Source organism: Buttiauxella gaviniae, assembly GCF_040786275.1.
Taxonomy (GTDB): domain Bacteria; phylum Pseudomonadota; class Gammaproteobacteria; order Enterobacterales; family Enterobacteriaceae; genus Buttiauxella; species Buttiauxella gaviniae_A.
This window is the reverse complement of record NZ_JBFMVT010000002.1, coordinates 2,006,086-2,030,129: the sequence shown is the minus strand read 5'-3', so window position 1 is coordinate 2,030,129 and position 24,044 is coordinate 2,006,086. Positions and strand designations below refer to the sequence as shown.

Below are 24,044 nucleotides of genomic sequence, written 5' to 3'. Positions count from 1 at the left end.
CGATTAAATAAGAGACTGCGTTTCGGCGAAGCCAAAACGAATATTCAGACACTGCACTGCCTGGGCCGATGCGCCTTTAAGCAGATTGTCTTCGGTTGCCACGACAATCACATGCTCACCCTGCACCACAAAACCGATATCGCAGAACGGCAGGCCAACCACGTTTTTCAGTGCCGGTACACCTTTCTCATACAGGCGCACCAACGGTTTATCTTGGTAAGCCTGACTAAAAGCATCCGCGACCTGCTGCTGCGTTACGCCCTGTTTCAAACGGCAGGTAACGGTCGCCAGAATCCCACGAGGGAAATTGCCAAGATGCGGAGTGAAAATAACGGGCGTGCCGAGATGCGTAACAATTTCTGGATGGTGACGGTGATTAAAAATCCCGTACGGCTGCAAACTCACTTCACAGAAACTATTGGAAATCGCTGCTTTACGCCCTGCGCCACTCACGCCGCTGGTCGCGTTGATGACAGGCCACTGGTTCAAATCCAGCAGTCCGCCATCAATCAACGGCTTTAACGCCAACTGTGACGCGGTGGGATAGCAGCCGGGAACAGAGATCAAACTGGTTTCTTTCAGTTTGTCGCTCTGCCATTCCGCCAGGCCATATACGGCTTGTTCCAGCAATTCAGGGTGTTGATGCGTAAAGCCGTAATACAGCTCATAAAACTTAGCATCGTTAACGCGAAATGCACCTGAGAGGTCAATGACAACGCAGCCAGCTTCAAGAAATTGTGGAGCCAGGTCATGGCTCACTTCATGCGCCGTTGCGAGGAAAACAACATCCACGCCATCCGTAAATTCGCTGATATCCGACATTGGCTGTAACGGCATGTCGACAATACCTTTTAATTGCGGATGCAAATCAGATATCAATTTTCCTGCGTCATTACTTTGCGCTGAAACCGTCAATGCGGTTATGTTCATATGAGGATGGCGATTCAAATAGGTCACAAGTTCTGCGCCTGCATAACCGCTGGCACCAACAATCAGCGTATTCAACATCTCGGCTGTACACCTTCTTAGGTTGTGTCTGCTAAAGGTGTCAGCGGGAAGCCATCACCCAACGTGCAATTTCGTGGTTAAAACCACTGGAACCTGGGGTTCCATCGCGGCAGGTAATAATGTATTTTTATTCAATATTACTGCATGATTATGTATACCAACCCGAGCTAAGGCCTGTCAACAGTGAAGATGAAATTACCTCCTTTTATCGAGATTTACCGCGCGTTGATCGCGACTCCTTCCATCAGCGCCACCGACAGCGCGTTGGATCAGAGCAATGAGTCTTTAATCAATTTACTGGCGGGATGGTTCCGCGATCTTGGATTTAACGTCGAAATCCAACCCGTGCCGGGTACTCGCAATAAATTCAATATGCTGGCAAGCACTGGCAGCGGTGCCGGTGGGTTATTACTGGCGGGCCATACCGATACCGTCCCGTTCGACGATGGCCGCTGGACGCGCGACCCGTTCACGCTGACCGAACACGAAAATAAACTCTACGGCCTCGGCACCGCCGATATGAAAGGCTTCTTTGCGTTCATCCTTGATGCGCTACGCGATGTCGATGTGACGACGCTTAAAAAGCCGCTTTATATTCTGGCCACCGCCGATGAAGAAACGACCATGGCCGGCGCACGCTATTTCTCTGAAAACACGAGTTTACGCCCGGACTGCGCCATCATCGGCGAACCCACTTCATTACAGCCGGTGCGCGCTCACAAAGGCCATATTTCCAACGCCATTCGCATTCTTGGGCAATCCGGCCATTCCAGCGATCCGGCGCGCGGCGTCAATGCCATTGAGCTAATGCATGATGCTATCGGCCACATCATGTCCCTGAAAAACACCCTGAAAGATCGTTATCACCACGATGCTTTCACCGTGCCATACCCAACGCTCAACCTCGGGCACATCAGCGGTGGCGATGCCGCCAACCGTATTTGCGCCTGTTGTGAACTGCATATGGACATTCGCCCTCTGCCAGGCCTGACGTTAAACGATCTTAACGGTTTGCTTAACGAAGCACTGGAACCCGTTAGCCAGAAATGGCCGGGCCGCCTGACAATTTCTGAACTGCACCCGCCGATCCCTGGCTATGAATGCGCCAAAGATCACCAGCTCGTGCAGGTAGTAGAAAAACTTTTGGGTGCACAAACCGAAGTGGTGAACTACTGCACCGAAGCGCCATTTATTCAGACCATCTGCCCTACACTTGTATTAGGCCCGGGTTCCATCAACCAGGCTCACCAGCCGGATGAATACATCGAAACACGTTTTATCGAGCCGACGCGCAAACTCATCACGCAAGTGGTGCATCATTTTTGCTGGCATTGATAAATAGTGACGAAAGGGGTTTTCGCCCCTTTTTTCACTGGTTTTCTGTGGATTTATATAAGAAATGCTTATAGCCGAAGTTGGTAATTAAATTTCATGAATTCGCGTAACTTATTCGTTTGCTGAAACGATTTCGTAGCAATTGACGAATGATGAGAGACGTGGCTTTATAAAGACGGTGTTGAACCTTCACGGGTGAAATTTAATTACATAAAGATAGGGTGTCTGGGGTCATATGAACGAACAGTATTCCGCTTTGCGAAGTAATGTCAGTATGCTCGGCAAGTTGCTCGGGGATACCATCAAGGATGCATTAGGTGAAAACATTCTTGACCGAGTAGAAACAATCCGCAAATTGTCCAAGTCCTCCCGGGCGGGCAATGAAGCCAACCGTCAGGAGCTGTTAACGACCTTACAGAACCTGTCTAATGACGAACTACTCCCAGTAGCCCGTGCATTCAGCCAATTCCTGAATCTGGCCAACACCGCCGAGCAGTATCACAGCATTTCCGCTAACGGCGAAGCCGCCAGCAATCCTGAAGTTATCGCTAAGACGTTACAAAAACTAAAAAATCAGCCGGATCTTAGCGAAACAGCCATTCGTGATGCCGTTGAATCGCTGTCACTAGAATTAGTTCTGACCGCCCACCCAACTGAAATTACCCGCCGCACCCTGATTCATAAACTGGTTGAAGTAAATAGCTGCCTGAAACAGCTCGACCATAGCGACATCGCTGATTACGAACGCAACCAGATTATGCGCCGTCTGCGCCAACTGGTGGCTCAAGCCTGGCACACCGATGAAATCCGTAAACACCGCCCTTCCCCGGTAGATGAAGCGAAATGGGGCTTTGCGGTAGTCGAAAACAGCCTGTGGGAAGGTGTGCCAAACTACCTGCGCGAGCTGAACGAACAGCTTGAAGACAATCTGAATTACAAACTGCCGGTCGATTTTGTTCCGGTACGTTTCACCTCCTGGATGGGCGGTGACCGCGACGGTAACCCGAATGTGACGGCTGATATTACCCGCCACGTTCTGCTGCTCAGCCGCTGGAAAGCAACTGACCTGTTCCTGCGTGATATCCAGGTACTGATTTCCGAGCTTTCCATGGTGGAATGCACACCTGAACTGAGCGCCCTTGCAGGCCCGGACGCCACGCAAGAACCGTACCGCTGCATCATGAAAGGCGTTCGCCAGCAGTTACTGGCAACGCAAGCCTGGCTGGAAGCGCGCCTGAAAGGCCAGCGCCTGCCAAAACCAGAAGGTTTGTTGACGCAAAACGAACAGCTCTGGGATCCGCTTTATGCGTGTTACGAGTCCCTGCAAGCCTGCGGCATGGGCATTATCGCCAACGGTCAGTTGCTTGATACCCTGCGCCGCGTGAAGAGTTTTGGCGTGCCGCTGGTGCGTATTGATGTGCGCCAGGAAAGCACTCGTCACACCGAAGCGCTGGGCGAAATGACTCGCTACCTGGGTATCGGCGATTACGAAAGCTGGTCTGAAGCGGATAAACAAGCATTCCTGATCCGCGAACTGAACTCTAAGCGCCCGCTTCTGCCACGCCAGTGGGAGCCAAGCGAAGAAACGCGTGAAGTGCTGGAAACCTGCAAAGTGGTTGCCGAGGCACCACGTGGCTCCATTGCCGCTTATGTTATTTCCATGGCGAAAACGCCGTCTGACGTTTTGGCTGTGCATCTGTTATTGAAAGAAGCGGGCTGCACCTTCGCCCTGCCTGTTGCCCCGTTGTTTGAAACTCTCGACGACCTGAACAACGCCGATGACGTCATGACCCAGTTGCTGAACATCGACTGGTATCGTGGCTTCATTCAAGGCAAACAAATGGTCATGATTGGCTATTCTGACTCCGCGAAAGATGCAGGCGTAATGGCGGCATCCTGGGCGCAGTATCAGGCGCAAGACGCGCTGATCAAAACCTGCGAGAAAGCCGGAATTACGCTGACACTGTTCCATGGACGTGGCGGTTCTATCGGCCGCGGTGGTGCGCCTGCGCATGCTGCTCTGCTGTCTCAACCACCAGGAAGCCTGAAAGGTGGCCTGCGTGTGACCGAGCAAGGCGAGATGATCCGCTTTAAATACGGTCTGCCAGAAATCACCATCAGCAGCCTGTCGCTCTACACCAGCGCAATTCTGGAAGCCAACCTGTTGCCACCGCCGGAGCCGAAGAAAGAGTGGAGACATATTATGGAGGAGCTGTCTGTTATCTCCTGTGATATGTACCGGGGCTACGTGCGTGAAAACAAAGACTTTGTGCCGTACTTCCGCTCTGCTACGCCAGAACAAGAGCTGGCTAAACTGCCGCTCGGCTCGCGTCCGGCAAAACGTCGCGCAAGCGGTGGGGTTGAGTCGCTGCGTGCTATTCCATGGATTTTCGCCTGGACGCAAAACCGCCTGATGCTGCCAGCCTGGCTAGGTGCGGGTGCCGCGCTGCAAAAAGTGGTGGAAGATGGTAAACAAGACGTGCTGGAAACCATGTGCCGCGACTGGCCGTTCTTCTCCACGCGCCTCGGTATGCTGGAAATGGTGTTTGCGAAAGCCGACCTCTGGCTGGCGGAATATTACGATCAGCGTCTTGTGAAACCAGAGCTTTGGAAACTCGGCACCCAGCTGCGCGACCAGTTGGAAGCAGATATCAAAGTGGTACTGGATATCGCTAACGACTCGCATTTGATGGCTGACCTGCCGTGGATCGCCGAATCCATCCAGTTGCGTAATATCTATACCGACCCATTGAACGTATTGCAGGCTGAATTGCTGCACCGTTCGCGCCAGTCTGAAGAAAAAGGTGAAGAGCCAGATGCTCACGTTGAACAAGCCTTGATGGTCACCATCGCAGGCGTTGCCGCCGGTATGCGTAACACTGGCTAAGTTCTGACGACTCTGTATTCAAACCCCGCGCCGCGGGGTTTTTTGTTTTTGCTCATACGCCCTCTATCTGTCTTATGGCAGGATAAAACTATTCTGCACACCTCAATGTGGAGCCTTATGAATTACGACGTGAGCCAAATTCTTTCCCGGCTGCTCAACAGCCCGTCCGGTATTCAGCGCATCTGGTTTGCAGATAGCCAAACGGCCCCATCGGAACTCGCCTATCAGGTTGATTTCCCGCGTCTGGAAATCGTGTTGGAAGGGGTGTTAATGGATGCTTGCAATACCGGCATACCGGCAAAGCTCGAGCAAAACGACGTGCTTTATATTCCCGCAAAATGCTGGAACAACCCTCAGTGGAATGCGCCTGTCACCACGTTGAGTATTTTATTCGGCAAGCAACAGCTCGGGTTTAGTGTTTTACACTGGGATGGCGCCACGTTTAAAACCTTAGGAAAACAGAACGTGGCGCGCCGTGGGCCACGCATCGGTTCATTCCTGCTTCAGGCTCTTAACGAACTGATAAAGCAACCTCAGGATCAACAAACGGTGAGGTTTATCGTTAGCAGTATTCTTAGCCATTGCACCGATCTGCTGGGTAGCCAAATTCAGACGGCATCGCGAAGTGAAGCGTTATTCGACGCGATACGTGAATACATTGATGGAAAATATGCCGAGCAACTGACTCGCGAATCTGTCTCGCAAGCGTTTTATATTTCGCCCAACTATCTTTCTCATTTATTCCAGAAAACCGGCGCGGTGGGTTTTAATGAATATCTAAATTATACCCGGCTTGAGCACGCTAAAATGCTGCTTAAACGCTACGATCTGAAGGTAAAAGAAGTTGCGCACGCCTGCGGCTTTATCGACAGCAATTATTTTTGCCGCTTGTTCAGAAAAAACACGGAGAGATCGCCCTCTGAGTACCGCCGCCAGTATCACAGCCAACTGACAGAAAAAATGCCTAACCCAGAATGATATGCGTATCCTGCGGTGTACCAAATATACGACGCACGGCGGAGATCACTTTTTGCGGTTCACGCAGGAAAGCATTAATGCCTGACTGAACGCTGCGGCAATGTAAAAAGCGCTCCGTGCCAGCAAGTTCAATATCAGTAATCAACAGCACCACGTCCGCTTGTTCAATATCAGCCGCGGTTAGTTGGTTTTCGATACCCAACGCTCCCTGCGTTTCAATTTTTATCGACCACTTTTCCTGCTGACAGAGTTTTTCCAGGCGTTCTGCTGCCATATAAGTATGAGCAACCCCGCTGACACATGCCGTAACCGCAACCAGATGTCGTGTCATATGCGTCCTCTCAAGTAATTCTAACCGCCAATAGTGACATGATAGCCCGCCTGTTCAGCCATTTGGCGAAGAGGACTAATGTCTGCTTCATTCGGGGGTGTAACGCATGCCATGCGCCACGGCTTACCAAGCAACTGATATTTAGGTTCGCCGTACTGATGGAAGGGTAACAGATGAATTTCGTTGAGCTTTAAAGGCACAAGGAAATCGATAATCGCCTGCATATTGCTTTGATTTAAGGTGTAGCCAGGAATAAGCGGCACGCGAGGGATAACCTTAATACCATTCTCAACCAGCATTCTGAAGTTATACAGCACGCGTGGCTGGTGCAAGTTCAGCACGTTCTTTGCTTTCTCTGCGTTCATGATTTTCAAATCAAACAGCACTTCATCACACTGTTGGGCTACCGCGAGAAATTTGTCAGGTGAGGCGTCCCCCGCTGTTTCAATGGCGGTGCGAAGACCTAACGACTTCATGCGTTTCAAAAAACGTGTCGCAAACTCCGCCTGCATCAACACTTCTCCACCCGAAAGTGTTACGCCACCACCGGATGCGCGAAAGAAAACATCATCTTTGAGCACCTCTTTTTCCAGTTCGCTAAGTGAAACATCACGCCCGATCTGCTCCATCGCACCGCTGGGACATTCATCCACGTCGTTTTGGCAGGGCGCACATTGCAAGCACTTCGACAAACGCCGTACGGTTTCAATCTTCCCGGAGATGGACTCCGGGTTGGCGCACCATGGGCAGTAGTGCGGGCAGCCTTTAAAAAAAACGACCGTCCTGATCCCCTGCCCATCATTGAGCGAATAGCGTTGGATATTAAAGATCCGCGCTTTAGGCGCTTCGTTATCAATAACCTCACAGCTGATGCGCTGTACGACGGATAATGTCATCCTGAATCTCCTTCGACAGCTCAACAAAGAAGGCGCTGTAGCCCGCCACGCGTACCACCAGCCCGGCATAATCCTGCGGGCGAAGCTGCGCGTCACGGAGCGTTTCGGCGTTCACCACGTTAAACTGAATATGCTGTAGCTTCAGCTTTGTGAAGGCACCAAGGAAATCCGCCAGCTTATGCAAACCCGCCTCCCCTTCAAGCGTACTCGGGGTAAACTTCACGTTCAGTAACGTCCCGTTGGAAAGTAGGTAGTTATCCAGTTTACTGACTGATTTGAGCACTGCCGTTGGCCCCTGGCAATCTTGCCCCAACATTGGCGATAAACCGCCATCTGCCAACTGTTCACCGGCATAACGCCCGTCGGGCGTAGCGCCCACCACTGCGCCAAGTGGCACATGAGCCGAAACCGTATAGGAACCCGGCGTGAAATACCCGCCACGCGGGTTGGCGTATTTTTCCACTTCTTTGCAGTAGAACCGCAATAGATCGGCGCTTATGTTATCCACTTCGTCGATATCATTGCCGTACTTCTCAAAGCGATTAATAAGCCTTGCGCGAATTTTCTCCCCGTCTGGCATAGCAAAATTCGCTTTTAAAACAGCCAGCAGCTCATCAAAACTTAAACGCTGCTGTTTAAATACCATGCCGTTCAATGCATGAAGGGAATCGCTCAGGTTGGCAATACCGATACCCTGCACACCAGAGAAGTTATAGCGAGCGCCGCCGTCGGTAATGTCTTTGCCATTTTTCAGGCATTCATCAATAAACGACGAGAGCAGCGGAACCGGCGCCCAGTCGCGATGGCCGATATCACAGATATTACTGCCTTCAACCATTAGCTTGATGTAATGGCAGATTTTGTCGCGAATTTGCTGCAGCAGCCCCTGGTAATCGAGCTGCATATTGCCCTCGTTTTCCAGAAGAACGATTTCCATAACCTTCAATAGGTTAAACATGGCGATATCGTGCAGGCCGTAGGTTTTGCCGGGAATAGACAATTCCACACATCCGACAACGGAATAATCACGAGCATCTTCAAGCGAGACGCCCCGGTTAAGAAACGCGGGCACCACTACTTCATCGTTAAAAATCTGCGGGATACCGGTGCCCAAGCGCACGGTTTCAGCAGTTTTGAGCAGGAACGGGCGATCTATCAGTTCGTTAACTCGTACACCGAGATTTGGCTGCGGTAGTTGAATGCTCTGGTAGGCATCCAGACACAGGAACGAAAGCACGTTTACCGCACTGCGTCCGTTCTCCGTCAACCCACCCAATAAAATAGTGTAACCAGTAGGGAAACCGGCAAAGTAACGGGCGCTACTGGTAGAGCGCAGCAGCACGATATCGTTGCATTTCACCCATAGCGACTCTAATAGTTCACAAAGGAATGCCGGGCTTTCACCACGGTTGAGCGAGGCCTGATAAAACGGCAGCATGTACTGGTCAAACCGGCCCAGCGAAAGGGAACTGGCATTAGATTCGTACTGCAAAATGATGTTCATGTACCAGAACAACTGGCACGCCTGCCAGAAGTCTTCCGGGCGGCATTCCGAGTTATGGCGAGAAACGGCAGCGATTTTTAACAGTTCATCACGGCGGACCGCATCCTGGCACTGCGCCGCCATCTGTTCGGCAAGCGCTGCGTAACGCAGGATATGCCGCTGGGAGGATTCCAGCAAAATTAACGCCGCCTGGTAAAAGTGGTTATCAGGGGCCTGTTGGCAGTGGCCGCGCAGTTCCGCCACCAGCTTGCCCAGGCCATTTTGCAGCAGGCGAGGATAATCAATAATGATATGCCCCTGCCCTTTGTCCGTCTGGTTGACGCTGAAAATTTGCGTCTTAACCGCAGCCTTAACGTCATCCGTCATCTGGCTATTGATGAAGTCTTTCATTGAGCGCTTTTCCCAGTAGGGATAGAGCTGCTCGCGGTACAGCGTTTTGTCCTGCTCGCTAATGTCGAAGCGATCCTGTGGACGATTCGGGAATTGATCCAGCTCTTTAAGCAACCAGTAAGGATCCATCTCCGGTGACATAATGCCGGCACGCGGTTTCACGGTGCGGTTACCCGCGATTAACTCATCTTCACGAATCGCTATCTCAACATTGTCCAGAATATATGCCGTCGCTTTTGCCCGGCGCAAAAGGACATGCTCACCCTCGGTTGTTTGGTGGCTCGCCGTGTAAAGCACCGCACGTTCCAGAGAGATTTCCCGCGGTTGTGCAAACAGGGCTGTTTTCAGGCGTTCGATACGTAGCGTCATGATGGATTCCTTACTGCTTTAAAAGACTCAGGCCGTCTGTGCTATATGAGCTTCGATTTTGTTCATAATGGCTTCGGCACGTTTCACGGCGTCGCAGATGTTTACGCGCACAATAGTTTTCCCTGTGAAGCGTTCTTCCATTTTGATGCCGATATCCTTAGTCAGAATCACCATATCCGCACCGGCCACGTCTTCTGCAGTAAGCTCATTTTCAAGGCCAATCGAACCCTGAGTTTCTACTTTCACTTCCCAACCTTTTGCTTTTGCAGCACTTTCCAACGCTTCGGCGGCCATGTAGGTATGGGCAACACCCGATGGGCAAGCGGTCACTGCGATGATTTTAGCCATGATTAATTCCTTATTTTTTCAATCAGTTAATTTCAAAATCCAGATCCAGGTCGTCTTCTGCTTTTGCCGGGGCATCTCCCTGTTTTTTACGGGCGTAGGTCTTGAGCAGGTTCACGCATACTGCGGTAACGACAGCACCCACCAACAGCGCGACGATGTAGCCCAATTTGCCTTCCACCACGGGTAGCACAATCAAACCGCCCCAGCCCGCATAGCATTGCGCCCCCATCAAAGCTGCGGTAACCGCGCCACAGGCCGAACCCAACATGATGGATGGAATGACGCGCAACGGATCTGCTGCGGCAAACGGAATAGCCCCTTCGGTGACGCCGACACACCCCATCACCAGCGCCGCTTTCCCGGCTTCACGCTCTTCGGAATTGAAGTTTTTACGGTTCATCAGCGTTGCCAGACCAAGCCCTAGCGGCGGAACAGCAATACCCACGGCGGCAATAGCAACGACGGTGTAAACCCCTTGCGCCACGCAAATCAACATGAAGGCATAGGCGACTTTATTCACCGGGCCCCCCATATCGAATGCCAGCATCAGCCCCATAATCACCGCCAGCACCACTATGCTGCCCTGCTGCATGCCTTGTAGCCACTGGGTCAAGCTTGCCGTAAGCGCACCGACAGGTTCGCCCAAGCCCCACATCATGATGCCCGCGGTAATAAAGGTGCCGACGATAGGAATGACAAAAATCGGCATCACCGAACGCAGAATTTTCGGCACCGGGATTTTCTTCAGATAGAAGACAATGATGCCGCCGATAATCCCGGCGATGATGGCACCGAAGAACCCCGCGCCGAAGCTGTTACCGACCCACGCGCCTATCGCACAAGGTGCCAGTGCAGACCGTTCCGCAATGGAATAGCCGATGTAGGCCGCCAGAAACGGCACCATCAGCGTCAAGCCTGCCACGCCGATATCAAACAGTTTCTTTAGGTTGGGATCGGTTAACGAATCCGGCACCGCACCTTTGCCGTATAGCATGACGGACACGGCCAGCAGAATGCCCCCCGCAACCACAAAAGGGATCATATGTGACACGCCGGTCATCAGGTGCTGGCGGGTATTTTTGAGTATCTGGACTAGCTCTTTCATAAAGCACTCCCGGTGCCATAGCGGCGCATTTGCAAACAGATTGGGCACACAATAGGGAATCCGGGCTGCGGCAGACAGTGGACAAAAATGCCATTTACTGGATTTTTGTATTACATAAAGAAAAATGCGATCCGCCTCAAAGTTGGCGTTACGCCTTGCATTAATTGCAGAAAATCGGATTTGTGAGGTATCTCGCAAATCATCACATACATTACATTTATCCAGTTTATGACAGTTTTGTCCCGTGGCGACGGAAGTCTCCCGGCTCTTATCCTGTAGCCATTATTAAGTGTTGGCTCAGGAGAATCCCTATGGCCCTGGTAGTAAATTTCCGCTGCGACTTACCCAACGGGGTGCATGCCCGTCCAGCCAGTCACGTTGAAAAACTGTGTAATCAATTTTCTGCATCCATCGAATGGCACAACCTACGCACCGACCGCACGGGAGACGCAAAAAGTGCGCTGGCGCTTATCGGTACGGGAACACTGAAAGGAGACGACTGCCGTTTAATCATTAGCGGTGGCGATGAAGAAAACGCCTTTACGCGGCTTTCTGAGTTTATGACCGATGAATTCCCGAATTGCGATGAACCGCTAGCGCAGATGCAAAACAGCGAAGCGGCCACAATCCCTGAATCTTTGTCCCGTCTTAACCCAACCCTTTTCCATGCCATGCCGGTCTGCGCTGGTAGCGCCAATGGCACGCTGGTGAAATTGGCGAGCCTGGATTTGAACGAGCTGGGTGAATTACCGGCGGCAAAAAGCGTTGATGAAGAGCAGGCGGCGCTGGAAAGTGGCCTGGAAAGACTCGTGAAAAGCATCAATATTCAGTTACTTGGAAATGACGGAACGGCATGCGCCATTCTGGAAGCCCACCGTTCTCTGGCGAGTGACATTTCGCTGCGTAATCTCCTGTTGGAGCATGTGCTGGCGGGTATGAGCTGCGCGGATGCAGTCGTGAAAACCGCAGAGCACTTTTGCGAACAGTTCTCGCAATCCGAGAGCGCGTATCTGCAAGAGCGCGTTCTGGATGTTCGCGACGTTTGCTTCCAGCTTTTACAGCATATTTACGGCGAAAACCGCTTCCCGACGCCGGGTAAACTCCACCAGGCAGCCATTTGTATAGCGGATGAGCTCACGCCAAGCCAATTCCTGGAGCTGGATAAAACCTTGCTAAAAGGGCTTTTGCTACGCAGCGGCGGCACCACTTCCCACACGGTTATTCTGGCCCGCTCATTCAATATCCCAACCCTGGTCGGGGTAGACATTGATGCCCTGGCGCCGTGGCTACAACACCCGGTACAAATCGATGGCGATCTTGGCCTGGTGGCGGTGAACCTGAGCGAGCCGGTGCAGCGTTATTACCAGCAAGAAGCCTGGGTTCAGCAAAAGATTCGCGATCGGCAAAAAGTCTGGCTTAACGAGCCGGGGCGTACAGTTGACGGCATCCGCAAGGAGGTCGCGGCAAATATCGCTCATTCCGTGGAAGCCGCACCTGCGTTCAATAATGGAGCAGAGGCGATTGGTCTGTTCCGCACGGAAATGCTCTATATGGACCGTGCCTTCGCCCCTTCCGAAGATGAACTTTACAACATTTATTGCCAGGCGCTCGAAGGTGCCAACGGGCGCAGTATTATTGTGCGTACCATGGACATCGGCGGCGACAAGCCCGTGGACTACCTGAAAATCCCGGCAGAAAATAACCCGTTCCTGGGCTATCGCGCCGTGCGCATCTATCAGGAATATCTGGCGCTTTTCCATACCCAATTACGTTCTATTCTGCGCGCCTCAGCACACGGATCGTTAAAAATCATGATCCCGATGATCTCCTCTATGGAAGAGATCCTTTGGGTGAAGGATCAACTGGCCGAGGTCAAACAGTCGCTGCGCAGCGAACACATTCCCTTTGACGAGAAAATCCCCCTCGGCATCATGCTGGAAGTACCTTCGGTGATGTTCATCATCGACCAGTGCTGCGAAGAGATTGATTTCTTCAGCATTGGCAGCAATGACCTGACCCAATACCTGCTGGCGGTCGACCGCGACAATGCCAAGGTCACCCGTCATTACAACAGCCTGAACCCCGCTTTTCTTCGTGCGCTGGATTACGCCGTACAGGCGGTGCATCGCCAGGGAAAATGGATTGGTCTTTGTGGGGAGCTGGGTGCGAAAGGGTCTGTCCTGCCGTTGTTGGTTGGCCTGGGCCTGGATGAAATCAGTATGAGCGCGCCGTCAGTTCCAGCGACAAAAGAGCGCCTTGCCCAGCTCGACAGCCGTGCCTGCCGCCAGTTGCTCAATCAGGCGATGGCCTGCCGTACCTCCCTTGAAGTCGAACACCTGCTGGCACAGTTCCGTATGACGCAACAGGACGCGCCGCTCATCTCAACGCAGTGCATTTCGCTTGATAACGACTGGCGCAGCAAAGAAGAGGTGATTAAAGGCATGACCGATAACCTTCTGCTCGCCGGACGCAGCCGTTATCCGCGCAAACTGGAAGTCGATCTGTGGGCGCGGGAAGCGGTGTTCTCGACCGGGTTGGGCTTTAGTTTCGCCATTCCACACAGCAAGTCCGAACATATTGAACAGTCCACCATCAGCGTGGCGCGGCTCCCTTCGCCCGTACGCTGGGGCGAAGAAGAAGCTCAGTTCATCATTATGCTGACGCTGAATAAACACGCGGCAGGCGATCAGCATATGAGGATTTTCTCTCGTCTGGCGCGGCGCATCATGCATGAAGAATTCCGCAGTGCGTTGGTCAATGCCCCGCACGGTGAGGCCATAGCCGCTTTGCTGGCGCGCGAACTGGAACTGTAATTCACCTAAGAGGAACAACTGATGGAGCTTTATCTCGATACCGCAAACGTTGCGGAAGTTGAACGTCTGGCACGCATCTTCCCGCTGCGAGGCGTAACAACCAACCCGAGCATTGTGGCTGCAGGTGGTCAATCCATTTGGGACGTGCTGCCGCGCCTGCAGAAAGCGGTAGGGCCAGAAGGTCGCTTGTTTGCGCAGGTGATGAGTCGTGATGCTGCGGGAATGGTCAAAGAAGCGCAGCAATTAAAAGAGTGCGTACCTGGCATCGTGGTGAAAATTCCCGTTACCTCTGAAGGCCTGGCAGCTATTAAGCAGTTAAAGACCTTGGGTATTCGTACGCTGGGAACCGCCGTTTACAGCGCAGCGCAAGGTTTGTTAGCAGCACTTGCCGGGGCGGAATATGTCGCACCATACGTAAACCGGGTGGACGCCCAAGGTGGCGACGGTATTCGCATGGTGCAGGAGTTACAAACCCTGCTTGAGCTTCATGCTCCAGAGAGCAAAGTTCTGGCAGCTAGCTTTAAAACGCCACGCCAGGCGCTGGATTGTCTGCTGGCGGGGTGTGAATCCATCACACTGCCACTTGATGTTGCCCAGCAATTTTTATCCGCACCGGCGGTAGACTCGGCAGTGATGAAGTTTGAAGAAGACTGGCAGAAAGCGTTTGGTCGCCTGAGCCTGTAACGGAAAACCAAGGAGGCAGTGAATGGATCGCATAATACAGTCACCGGGTAAGTATATTCAGGGCGCTGAGGTCATTTCCCGCCTCGGCCACTATCTCAAACCGCTGGCCAAACGCTGGCTGGTAGTCGGAGATAAATTTGTCTTAGGATTCGCCGAGTCTGCGCTTACGGACAGTTTCGAAGAGGCAGGGCTAGCGCTAGAAATTGCACCTTTTGGTGGCGAATGCTCACAAAATGAAATCGATCGTCTGCGAAGTATTGCAGAAAATGCGCAGTGCGATGCAGTACTCGGCATCGGTGGCGGTAAAACGCTTGATACCGCAAAAGCCCTGGCCCATTTTATGGGCTTGCCTGTTGCTATCGCGCCTACCATCGCTTCCACCGATGCGCCGTGCAGCGCACTTTCCGTTATCTACACAGATGAAGGTGAATTTGACCGCTATCTGATGTTGCCGAACAACCCGAATATGGTGATTGTTGATACCAAAATCGTGGCGGGTGCACCTGCGCGTCTGCTCGCCGCTGGAATCGGCGATGCGCTGGCAACCTGGTTTGAAGCTCGTGCCTGTTCACGCAGCGGCGCGACCACAATGGCAGGCGGAAAATGCACCCAGGCGGCACTGGCGCTGGCTGAACTTTGCTACAACACGCTGATTGAAGAGGGTGAAAAAGCGATGCTCGCCGCAGAGCAGCATGTTGTGACCCCGGCACTGGAGCGGGTAATTGAAGCCAATACCTATCTGAGTGGTGTCGGCTTTGAGAGTGGCGGCCTGGCTGCGGCTCACGCGGTGCATAACGGTTTGACTGCGATTCCAGATGCGCATCATTATTATCACGGTGAAAAAGTCGCTTTCGGGACGCTAACGCAGTTGGTTCTGGAGAATGCGTCCGTGGAGGAGATTGAAACCGTTGCCGCGCTGTGTCATTCAGTCGGTTTGCCGATAACGCTGGCACAGTTGGATATCAAGCAGGATGTTCCGGCGAAAATGCGCATTGTGGCGCAAGCATCATGTGCAGAAGGTGAAACCATTCACAACATGCCTGGTGGTGCCACACCAGACCAGGTTTATGCAGCATTACTCGTTGCCGACCAGTACGGTCAGCGTTTTCTGCAAGAGTGGGAATAACTTCAATAAAAACACCCCGCATTTTTTGCGGGGTGTTTTACATCGGACATAAACTTAATTCAGATCAAAACGGTCCAGATTCATCACTTTCACCCATGCCGCGACGAAATCTTTCACAAACTTCTCGCTGGCATCACTGCAGGCATATACTTCCGCCAAAGCACGCAACACCGCATTAGAACCGAAAACCAGGTCCACACGAGTCCCTGTATATTTCACTTCTCCCGTCTGCCGGTCACGGCCTTCAAACAGTTCGGAAGAGGCGTCTGTGGCTTTCCATTCGGTGCGCATATCCAGCAGGTTTACAAAGAAATCATTGCTGAGTACACCTACACGATCGGTGAACACGCCATGCTTTCCACCATCAAAATTGGCACCCAATACGCGTAAGCCACCCACAAGTACCGTCAGCTCTGGCGCGGTCAGCGTCAGTTGCTGCGCTTTATCAATCAGGAGTGACTCTGTAGTCGCACTATCCAGACGGGCACGATAGTTGCGCAAACCATCTGCGACAGGTTCCAGCAGGTTAAACATCTCTACATCAGTTTGCTCCTGGCTGGCATCGACTCGTCCAGGAATAAATGGGATACGTACGCTGACACCTGCAGCTTCCGATGCCAGTTCAACGCCAACGACACCCGCCAACACAATAATATCGGCCAGAGATGCTTTACCGGACGCTTTCTGAATCGCTTCTAACGCGGGTAAAACACGTGCCGCGGTGGCATTTACATCCCAGCCACGCTGAGGAGCCAGAGCAAGGCGCGCACCGTTAGCACCTCCGCGTTTATCGCCGCCACGGAACGTCGATGCGGACGCCCAGGCCACAGACACCAGTTCACCGACAGACAGGCCAGAATGAGCAATTTCCGCTTTCAGATGATCGATGTCCGCAGGCGTCGGGCTGAATGTCGTTTTCGGCAACGGGTCCTGCCAGATTAGCTCTTCTTTTGGCACTTCCGGACCGATGTAACGCGCAATCGGCCCCATGTCGCGGTGAGTCAGCTTGAACCATGCGCGGGCAAAGGCTTCATTGAAAGCCTGAGGATCGTTAAGGAAGCGACGTGAAATTTTCTCGAATTCAGGATCAAAGCGCAGCGTCAAATCGGTGACCAACATAGTTGGCTTACGTTTTTTCGATGAATCGAACGGATCGGGGATAATTTCTGGTGCATTGACCGCTTCAAACTGAATGGCTCCTGCCGGGCTGCGCGTCTGCACCCATTCGAATTTGAACAGGTTCTCGAAGAAGTAATTACTCCACTGGGTCGGCGTTTGTGACCAGACAACTTCCAGACCAGATGTAATGGCATCGGCACCTGCACCACTGCCGTGGCTGCTCGTCCAGCCTAAGCCCTGAGCTTCAATCGGTGCCGCTTCCGGATCAACGCCCACATGGGTGGCTTCTGCCGCACCGTGGGTTTTACCTAACGTATGACCGCCAGCAATAAGCGCAACAGTCTCCTCGTCATTCATTCCCATATTACCGAAGGTGGCACGAATGGCGGCTGCGGCCGAAAGCGGCTCACCGCTGGCATTTGGCCCTTCGGGGTTAACATAAATCAGGCCCATTTCGGTCGCGGCTAATGGACGTTTGGCGAGCGCTTCCGGGTTACGATGCTCAAGCCAGGCCTTTTCATTACCCCAGTTCACATCAAGATCCGGCTCCCAAACGTCTTCACGCCCGGCACCAAAACCAAAAGTACGGAAGCCGGCGTTTTCCAGCGCCACGTTACCTGCCAGCACATACAGGTCAGCCCAGGAGATTTTTTGACCATATTTCTGTTTGATTGGCCATAACAGACGACGCGCTTTATCGAGGCTGACGTTATCCGGCCAGGAGTTGAGCGGAGCAAAGCGCTGCTGACCACGACCCGCACCACCGCGCCCGTCCACGGCACGATAGGTACCCGCACCATGCCATGCCATACGAATAAACAGCCCTGCGTAACTGCCCCAATCGGCAGGCCACCATGGCTGAGAATCGGTTAATAAGGCTTTCAAATCGCCTTTCAGGGCAGAGTAATCTAGCTTGCTGAATTCTTTGCGATAGTCAAAATCTTCGCCCAGAGGGTTAGAACGATTGGAGTGCTGATTGAGGAGATCTACGCGGAGTTGTTTCGGCCACCAGTCACGAGTGCTTGTTCCCGCCCCTGCACTTTCATCAGGACTGCTTTGATGAAACGGGCACTTGCCTGCGGACAACGTATTATGATCGTTTTCGTTTGTGCTCATCTTCCTGTTCCCTTCACTGTTTTCATACCAGGATATATAGCTTTTCAGATAAGTTATAGATGAAAAAAACTACAGATTTGATAGTTATTACCGTCTGGCTAATGGGCAACATAACAAAAGTTTTTCAAAGAAACGTCGCAGCCGCGCAAACTTTAAAAATAACCATGAAAAGCGAAGGGAAAACCAGAAGGGGACGTTTTTTAACAGAGGGTTAGCAATGGCCCCGGAGGGCCATAATTTGAATCATAACGTTGGGCGAACACCCAGCGTGTGGCAAATCGCGTAGCTCATCTCAGCGCGGTTTAGCGTATAGAAATGGAAATCTTTCACGCCTTCGCGGCTGAGGATTTTCACCATATCCATCGCAATGTTGGCTCCGACCATTTTGCGGGTTTCCGCATCATCATCCAGCCCTTCAAACATTTGTGCCATCCAGTGCGGAACGCGAACATTGGTCATGGTGGCGAATTTATGTGCCTGCTTGTAGTTACTGACCGGCAGAATTCCTGGCACGATTTCTACGTCAATACCTGCCGCCGCACAGCGGTCGCGGAAGCGCAGATAACTTTCCACATCAAAGAAGAATTGAGTAATCGCGCGGTTTGCACCCGCATCAATCTTACGTTTCAGGTTGATCAAGTCCGCCTGGGCGCTTTTCGCCTCCGGGTGTACTTCCGGGTAGGCCGCAACCGAGATATCAAAATCACCCACTTCTTTCAGCAGAGTGACCAGATCAGAAGCATACATGTCTGGCTTTCCGCCGCCTGGCGGTAAATCACCACGCAGAGCAACGATATGGCGGATGCCGTTATTCCAGTAATCCTGCGCGATAGTGCGCAATTCATCCCGGCTGGCATCGATACAGGTCAGATGCGGCGCGGCTTCCAGGCCGGTACGCTCTTTAATGCCTTTGATAATGCTGTGAGTACGGTCGCGTTCGCCAGAGTTGGCACCGTAGGTCACGGAAACAAATTTCGGTTTCAGGCTGCTTAGTCTGTCGATTGAGCTCCACAGGGTCTGTTCCATTTCACTGGTGCGCGGCGGGAAAAACTCAAAGGAAACGTTAATTTGCCCGGCGACTTCAGCCAGACTCTGATTCAGTGCTTCCCGCTGGTTGGCGTGAAAAAAGCTCATACCCTTACCTCATCAATCGCATTTATCGTTTTATGTTGTTGTGTTTGCATCTCAGACGTTTAGACGTCTAGATAGCAAGATGAAGGAAAAGCGTGATGACGTCAACTGAAAATTCAACACAAGAAATGAGGAATTCTCAATCAACTTGAAATTTGTTCATGTTTGGCGACAAGGAACAAAAAAGGCCAGCAATAGCTGGCCTGAAACTTATGGTAAACCGCTTTTGTAGGTCGGATGTCGCTGCGCTAATCCACCCTACATAACCCGTTTTTTAGAGTAACTGCGCGAGGCGGTTAATATCAGACTGAATAGCGCCCGCCGTCACATCACGCCCTGCACCCGGCCCACGAATAACCAGCGGGTTATCGCGATACCAGCGGCTTTCGATAGCAAAGACGTTATCGCACGGCAACAACGCCGCCAGAGGATGTTCTAGACGCACCGCTTCTACACCCACGCGCGCTTTACCGTTGGCGTCAAAACGGGCGACGTAACGCAGAACCAGCCCCATTTCCTGAGCCGCCTCAAAACGCTGGAGCATCTGGTCATTCAGCTCATCGCCATTTTCAAAGAAATGATCGATGGAGCCCGTTTCACTGCCGTTAGTCACCAGGGACTCGACGCGCACGTGATCCGGTTCGATGTCATACCCTGCTTCACGAGCGAGAATCACCAGCTTACGCATCACGTCTTTCCCGGAGAGATCAACGCGTGGATCGGGTTCCGTCAGCCCTTGCTGCCAGGCCTGGTCCACCAAATCGGTAAACGGTACGGTGCCATCAAATTGCAAGAACAGCCAGGAAAGGGTACCGGAGAAAATACCGCTAATGGCGAGAATAGAGTCCCCGCTTTCGCGCAGATCACGCACGGTATGATTCACGGGTAAACCCGCGCCAACGGTGGCGTTATACAGCCAATGACGACCCGTTTTGGTAAAGGCATTGCGGATTTCGCGATACTTCTGGCTGTTGCTGGCTCCCGCCAGTTTATTGGCGCTGATGACGTGGAAGCCGTGGCTCGCGAAATCAAGATATTGATCGGCAAGCTGTTCGCTTGCGGTGACATCCAGAACGACTAAATCATCGTATGGGTGCGCGCGCATCCACTGGAAGAGTGATTCTTCGTCCTGCTCTACCGCTTCATCACTAAAGAAAGCAAGCGCCCGGCTGGCATCCAGCCCTTCATAATTCAGCAGGCTGCGGCTGCTATCAACCACGCCCGCTAACACGAACTCAAAACCGGTACGGGCTGAAATAGTTTCTTGCTCACGGGCGAACAGTTCCAGCCAACGTGAACCAATGTTGCCTTTGCCGAACAGCACCAGGCCGATGCGTTTTTCAGCGCGGAATAAGGATTTATGCAGGCCTTTAATCAGGCTCTCCGTTGGGCCAACGCGCAGTACCGCAACCAGGCTGATACCATCTTCAGACTGCCAGATAAACTCAACCGGCTGGTCTTTTAGTTGCTGCCAGAAACGGTGGCTATGGAGTGGATTACGGCAAACACCCGCGCCCACCATCGCCACCAGCGCCAGACCTTCGCGCAGACGTAATTCACCAAGCAGGCCGGCGTCCTGAAGCGTTTGCAGCACGCTACCGGCAACTTCAGAGGTGTAGCAAAGCTGCAAGAGATTGCGGTCCGGATGCACGCCAATCGACAATGGACGAATCTGGGCGCGATTTAACAGCGTATCCAGCTCTTTATGAGCCAGTTTAAAATCTTGCTGCGGAGCGACCTGCAGTTCAATCAGGCAAACATCGTCATGACTGGTGACAATACGCGCGCCGGTACCGGAAGCCAGAACGCGCTCAATGCGAGTTGATCCTTGTTCTGGAGAATAGCTACAGCGTAGTTGCAGGTCGATGTCGCTCCCGGACACAGGCTGTAAAGTACGAGCATGCAGCACAGGTGCCGCGAGACGGGCCAACTCACTCGCTTCGTCGAGGCGCAACAGCGGCAGCAAACACGCATCTTTCACTTTACGAGGGTCAGCGCTGTAAACCCCGGCAACGTCACTCCAGATGGTGACGCGGGAAACCCCAGCCAGAGCACCAATCTGAGTGGCTGAATAGTCAGAACCGTTACGCCCAAGCAGAACGGTTTCGCCCGCATCGTTCCGGCAGATAAAACCAGTGACCACGAGGCGTTTGTGCGGATGCTGCGCCATCAGTTGTTGCAGCAGCGGCCAGGATAAGCCTTCGTTAACCTGCGGCTGCGCCGCACGTTCTGCACGCATGAATTCACGCGCATCAAGCCAGGCCGCTTCGTGACCGAGTTGATTCAGCACCGCAGACATCAAGCGAGCAGACCAAACCTCACCGTGCCCCACCACTTCGGCATACACAGCATCGGTTATTTTGCCATCGAGCAAACCCGCCAGACGTTCAAGATCGTGAATAAATTGACCGATTAGGGAGTCAGCAACATCAGGGGCCACAAGGCCGCTAATCAGTTCGCTCTGATAACGACGCAGCGCTTGCTGAACCTGATGCGCAGAAAGACGATCGCTTTGGCTCAACTTCAACCAGTTAATTAACTGGTTCGTTGTGCTACCCGCGGCGGAAACCACCATCATATCGCCAGGCTTTGAATACTCGGCCATGATCCCCGCAACGCGCAGATAACACTTCACATCTGCCAGACTACTGCCACCAAATTTATGCAGCTGACGACCCGACGTCCCTGCTGGTGCTGAAACACTCATGCTTACCCCTCTCTTGCCACCCGGAACGCATTTTCCAGGTCAGCAATTAAATCTTCGCTATCTTCAATGCCAGTTGAAATACGCAACAAGGTTTCAGAAATCCCCGCAGCAGCGCGCGCTTCTGGCGCCATACCCGCGTGGGTCATCGTCGCCGCATGTGAAATCAAACTTTCCACCCCACCCAGCGATTCCGCTAGCGTGAAGAGAGTCAGGCTACTCAGGAAACGACGCAGCGTTTGCTCGTCACCATTAAATTCAAAACTCAGCATCGCGCCAAAACCTTTTTGCTGGCGTGCAGCAATTTCGTGGCCCTGGTTTTCAGGCAGCGATGGATGATACAGCTTTTTCACCAGCGGTTGCGTTTGCAGGAATTCGACAATCGCCTGGGCGTTACGCTGCGCAACTTCCATTCGTGGTGAAAGGGTACGCAGACCACGCAGTAGCAAGTAGCTATCGAAAGCGCTGCCGGTGACGCCAATGTTATTCGCCCACCAGGCAAGCTCGGTGACGGTCTCGGCATCTTTCGCAATCACCACACCCGCCACCACATCAGAGTGACCGTTCAGGTATTTGGTGCAGGAGTGCAGCACCAAATCGGCGCCCAGCGCCAGCGGATTTTGCAATGCCGGGCTCAGGAAGGTGTTATCCACCACACTGATTGCCCCGGCTTCACGCGCGGCAGCGCAGATTTTCTCAATATCTACTACACGTAACAAGGGATTACTTGGGCTTTCGACCAGCACCAGTTTTGGTTTTTCGCTTAACGCCGCAGCTAATGCCGCTTCATCGCCTTGATCGACAAATAAAACGCGATAGGCACCGCGTTTTGCCAGGCTATCAAACAGACGGTAGCTGCCGCCGTAGCAGTCGTGCGGCGCCACCAGCAGATCGCCCGGTTTCAGGAAAACGGTGGTGACCAGGTGGATTGCCGACATGCCGGTATTCGTCAGCACCGCGCCCGCGCCACCTTCTAGCTCTGCCAGCGCACGCTGTACGACATCACGCGTAGGATTCCCACGACGCGAATAGTCATGCGCGCGCGGTTCGTTAAATCCGGTGAAATTATAAGTACTGGAGAGATGGATTGGCGGTACAACGCAGCCGTATTGCTCGTCATCGTTCAAACCGCTACGTACTGCGATAGTTGCCTGTTTGCGCGTCATGGCTCTCGAATCCTTGCTGGTCGAATTAAAGTCAGGCTCCAGAGTAAACATTGCCGCGATAGCCGTCAATACATCTGGACATCTAAACTTCTTTGCGTATAGATTGAGCAAAGTCGCAATAGCCGTTAAAATTACCCACTTTAGAGTGATAGCGTCGCAGATCGCGAACCAATAAACGCTTACACTACGCAATAGATAATCGTTTCAATCGTGCCAATACGATTGAAGCATATATACATTGATAAGAGGATTAAGTATCTCATGGCTGAATGGAGCGGCGAATATATCAGCCCTTACGCTGAGCACGGGAAGAAGAGTGAGCAAGTAAAGAAAATTACGGTGTCCATTCCTCTGAAGGTGTTAAAAATCCTCACCGATGAGCGTACCCGTCGCCAGGTGAATAACCTGCGTCACGCAACAAACAGTGAGCTCCTGTGCGAAGCATTTTTGCATGCGTTTACGGGCCAACCGTTGCCAAACGATGCAGACCTGCGCAAAGAGCGTAGCGATGAAATTCCAGAAGCAGCGAAGTTGATTATGCGTGAGCTGGGGATAGACCCGGAAACATGGGAATACTAGCTTAATAAATTATTGGTTTACCCTATAGCATTCGGGTCGCAGGTAGGCGGCAAGCGAGTAAATGCCAGGAGCTTACTTAGGTAAGTGACTGGGGTTTAGGAGTACAGCCAACACCCCTGCGGCTTGAAGGATGACGGGTAACAAAAAAGGCGCCGTTAGGCGCCTTTCTCTTACCGTGCAGCGAATTACTTCTTCGCGCCTGGAACGCTGAAACGCTTGTTGAAGCGGTCAACGCGGCCACCGGTAGCAACATCACGCTGCTTGCCAGTGTAGAACGGGTGGCATTCGCCACAAACGTCCAGGTTCAGATCGTGACCCACGGTAGAACGGATCTTGATAGAATTACCGCAAGAGCAGTTTGCAGTAACTTCTGCGTAGTTCGGGTGAATATTCTTTTTCATGGAAAACCTCAGTATAAGGCCGCGTCGCTCTTCCAGCCCTAACGCCAGACACCA

The 24,044-nt window shown here is 52.5% G+C and carries 18 protein-coding genes; 7 read left to right on the top strand and 11 right to left on the bottom strand.

All coding sequences use genetic code 11. The annotated features are described in order from the left end of the window. Nucleotides 1-3: 3 nt before the first annotated feature. Nucleotides 4-1,008 (bottom strand): N-acetyl-gamma-glutamyl-phosphate reductase, encoded by a 1,005-nt coding sequence (gene argC, locus AB1E22_RS10085; RefSeq protein WP_367595210.1) that lies wholly within the window; start codon nt 1,006-1,008, stop codon nt 4-6. A gap of 183 nt (nt 1,009-1,191) precedes the next feature. Between argC and argE the strand changes: the two genes are divergently transcribed. From argE to AB1E22_RS10070, 3 genes are all read left to right on the top strand, one after another. Then, nucleotides 1,192-2,343: an acetylornithine deacetylase gene (argE, locus tag AB1E22_RS10080; RefSeq protein WP_367595209.1), complete on the top strand. Its 1,152-nt coding sequence runs from the start codon at nt 1,192-1,194 to the stop codon at nt 2,341-2,343. Nucleotides 2,344-2,578: 235 nt separating this feature from the next. Then, the gene (gene ppc / locus AB1E22_RS10075) at nt 2,579-5,230 is read left to right on the top strand and encodes a phosphoenolpyruvate carboxylase (protein WP_367595208.1); all 2,652 of its coding nucleotides are present in this window, start codon (nt 2,579-2,581) and stop codon (nt 5,228-5,230) included. Nucleotides 5,231-5,347: 117 nt separating this feature from the next. Continuing rightward, entirely contained in the window at nt 5,348-6,208 is an 861-nt protein-coding gene (locus AB1E22_RS10070; RefSeq protein ID WP_367595207.1) for an AraC family transcriptional regulator, read from the top strand. On the opposite strand, the gene AB1E22_RS10065 is transcribed toward AB1E22_RS10070, so the two are convergent. From AB1E22_RS10065 to AB1E22_RS10045, 5 genes are read right to left on the bottom strand one after another with little or no spacing between them, the layout of a single operon-like run. Next, on the bottom strand, nt 6,195-6,539 hold the full coding sequence (locus tag AB1E22_RS10065; protein ID WP_367595206.1) for a PTS fructose-like transporter subunit IIB: 345 nt from the start codon (nt 6,537-6,539) through the stop codon (nt 6,195-6,197). The genes AB1E22_RS10070 and AB1E22_RS10065 overlap by 14 nt on opposite strands. Before the next feature lie 20 nt (nt 6,540-6,559). Next, nucleotides 6,560-7,435, bottom strand: a complete 876-nt coding sequence (locus tag AB1E22_RS10060; protein WP_367595205.1) for a [formate-C-acetyltransferase]-activating enzyme — start codon at nt 7,433-7,435, stop codon at nt 6,560-6,562. Next, entirely contained in the window at nt 7,401-9,698 is a 2,298-nt protein-coding gene (locus tag AB1E22_RS10055) for a formate C-acetyltransferase (protein WP_367595204.1), read from the bottom strand. The genes AB1E22_RS10060 and AB1E22_RS10055 overlap by 35 nt, the downstream gene beginning before the upstream one ends. A gap of 27 nt (nt 9,699-9,725) precedes the next feature. Next, nucleotides 9,726-10,046 (bottom strand): PTS fructose-like transporter subunit IIB, encoded by a 321-nt coding sequence (locus AB1E22_RS10050; RefSeq protein WP_367595203.1) that lies wholly within the window; start codon nt 10,044-10,046, stop codon nt 9,726-9,728. 22 nt (nt 10,047-10,068) lie between these two features. Then, nucleotides 10,069-11,151, bottom strand: a complete 1,083-nt coding sequence (locus AB1E22_RS10045) for a PTS fructose transporter subunit EIIC (RefSeq protein WP_367595202.1) — start codon at nt 11,149-11,151, stop codon at nt 10,069-10,071. Nucleotides 11,152-11,462: 311 nt separating this feature from the next. Here AB1E22_RS10045 and ptsP point away from each other — a divergent pair, with 311 nt between their 5' ends. From ptsP to gldA, 3 genes are read left to right on the top strand one after another with little or no spacing between them, the layout of a single operon-like run. Beyond that, on the top strand, nt 11,463-13,964 hold the full coding sequence (ptsP, locus tag AB1E22_RS10040; protein ID WP_367595201.1) for a phosphoenolpyruvate--protein phosphotransferase: 2,502 nt from the start codon (nt 11,463-11,465) through the stop codon (nt 13,962-13,964). A 21-nt stretch (nt 13,965-13,985) separates the two neighbouring features. Next, a complete protein-coding gene (fsa, locus tag AB1E22_RS10035) occupies nt 13,986-14,648 on the top strand; it encodes a fructose-6-phosphate aldolase (protein ID WP_367595200.1) in 663 nt (220 codons plus the stop codon). A 22-nt stretch (nt 14,649-14,670) separates the two neighbouring features. Next, a complete protein-coding gene (gene gldA / locus AB1E22_RS10030) occupies nt 14,671-15,774 on the top strand; it encodes a bifunctional L-1,2-propanediol dehydrogenase/glycerol dehydrogenase (protein WP_367595199.1) in 1,104 nt (367 codons plus the stop codon). Between the two features lie 54 nt (nt 15,775-15,828). On the opposite strand, the gene katG is transcribed toward gldA, so the two are convergent. The 4 genes from katG to metB form a co-directional block, all read right to left on the bottom strand. Then, nucleotides 15,829-18,009, bottom strand: a complete 2,181-nt coding sequence (gene katG, locus AB1E22_RS10025) for a catalase/peroxidase HPI (protein ID WP_367595198.1) — start codon at nt 18,007-18,009, stop codon at nt 15,829-15,831. Between the two features lie 243 nt (nt 18,010-18,252). Then, the gene (metF, locus tag AB1E22_RS10020; protein WP_367595197.1) at nt 18,253-19,143 is read right to left on the bottom strand and encodes a methylenetetrahydrofolate reductase; all 891 of its coding nucleotides are present in this window, start codon (nt 19,141-19,143) and stop codon (nt 18,253-18,255) included. A 271-nt stretch (nt 19,144-19,414) separates the two neighbouring features. After that, nucleotides 19,415-21,847 (bottom strand): bifunctional aspartate kinase/homoserine dehydrogenase II, encoded by a 2,433-nt coding sequence (locus AB1E22_RS10015; RefSeq protein ID WP_367595196.1) that lies wholly within the window; start codon nt 21,845-21,847, stop codon nt 19,415-19,417. Between the two features lie 2 nt (nt 21,848-21,849). Next, on the bottom strand, nt 21,850-23,010 hold the full coding sequence (metB, locus tag AB1E22_RS10010; protein ID WP_367595195.1) for a cystathionine gamma-synthase: 1,161 nt from the start codon (nt 23,008-23,010) through the stop codon (nt 21,850-21,852). 261 nt (nt 23,011-23,271) lie between these two features. Between metB and metJ the strand changes: the two genes are divergently transcribed. After that, nucleotides 23,272-23,589: a met regulon transcriptional regulator MetJ gene (gene metJ, locus AB1E22_RS10005; protein WP_367595194.1), complete on the top strand. Its 318-nt coding sequence runs from the start codon at nt 23,272-23,274 to the stop codon at nt 23,587-23,589. Nucleotides 23,590-23,774: 185 nt separating this feature from the next. On the opposite strand, the gene rpmE is transcribed toward metJ, so the two are convergent. After that, the gene (gene rpmE, locus AB1E22_RS10000; protein WP_124022232.1) at nt 23,775-23,990 is read right to left on the bottom strand and encodes a 50S ribosomal protein L31; all 216 of its coding nucleotides are present in this window, start codon (nt 23,988-23,990) and stop codon (nt 23,775-23,777) included. Between the last annotated feature and the right edge of the window lie 54 nt (nt 23,991-24,044).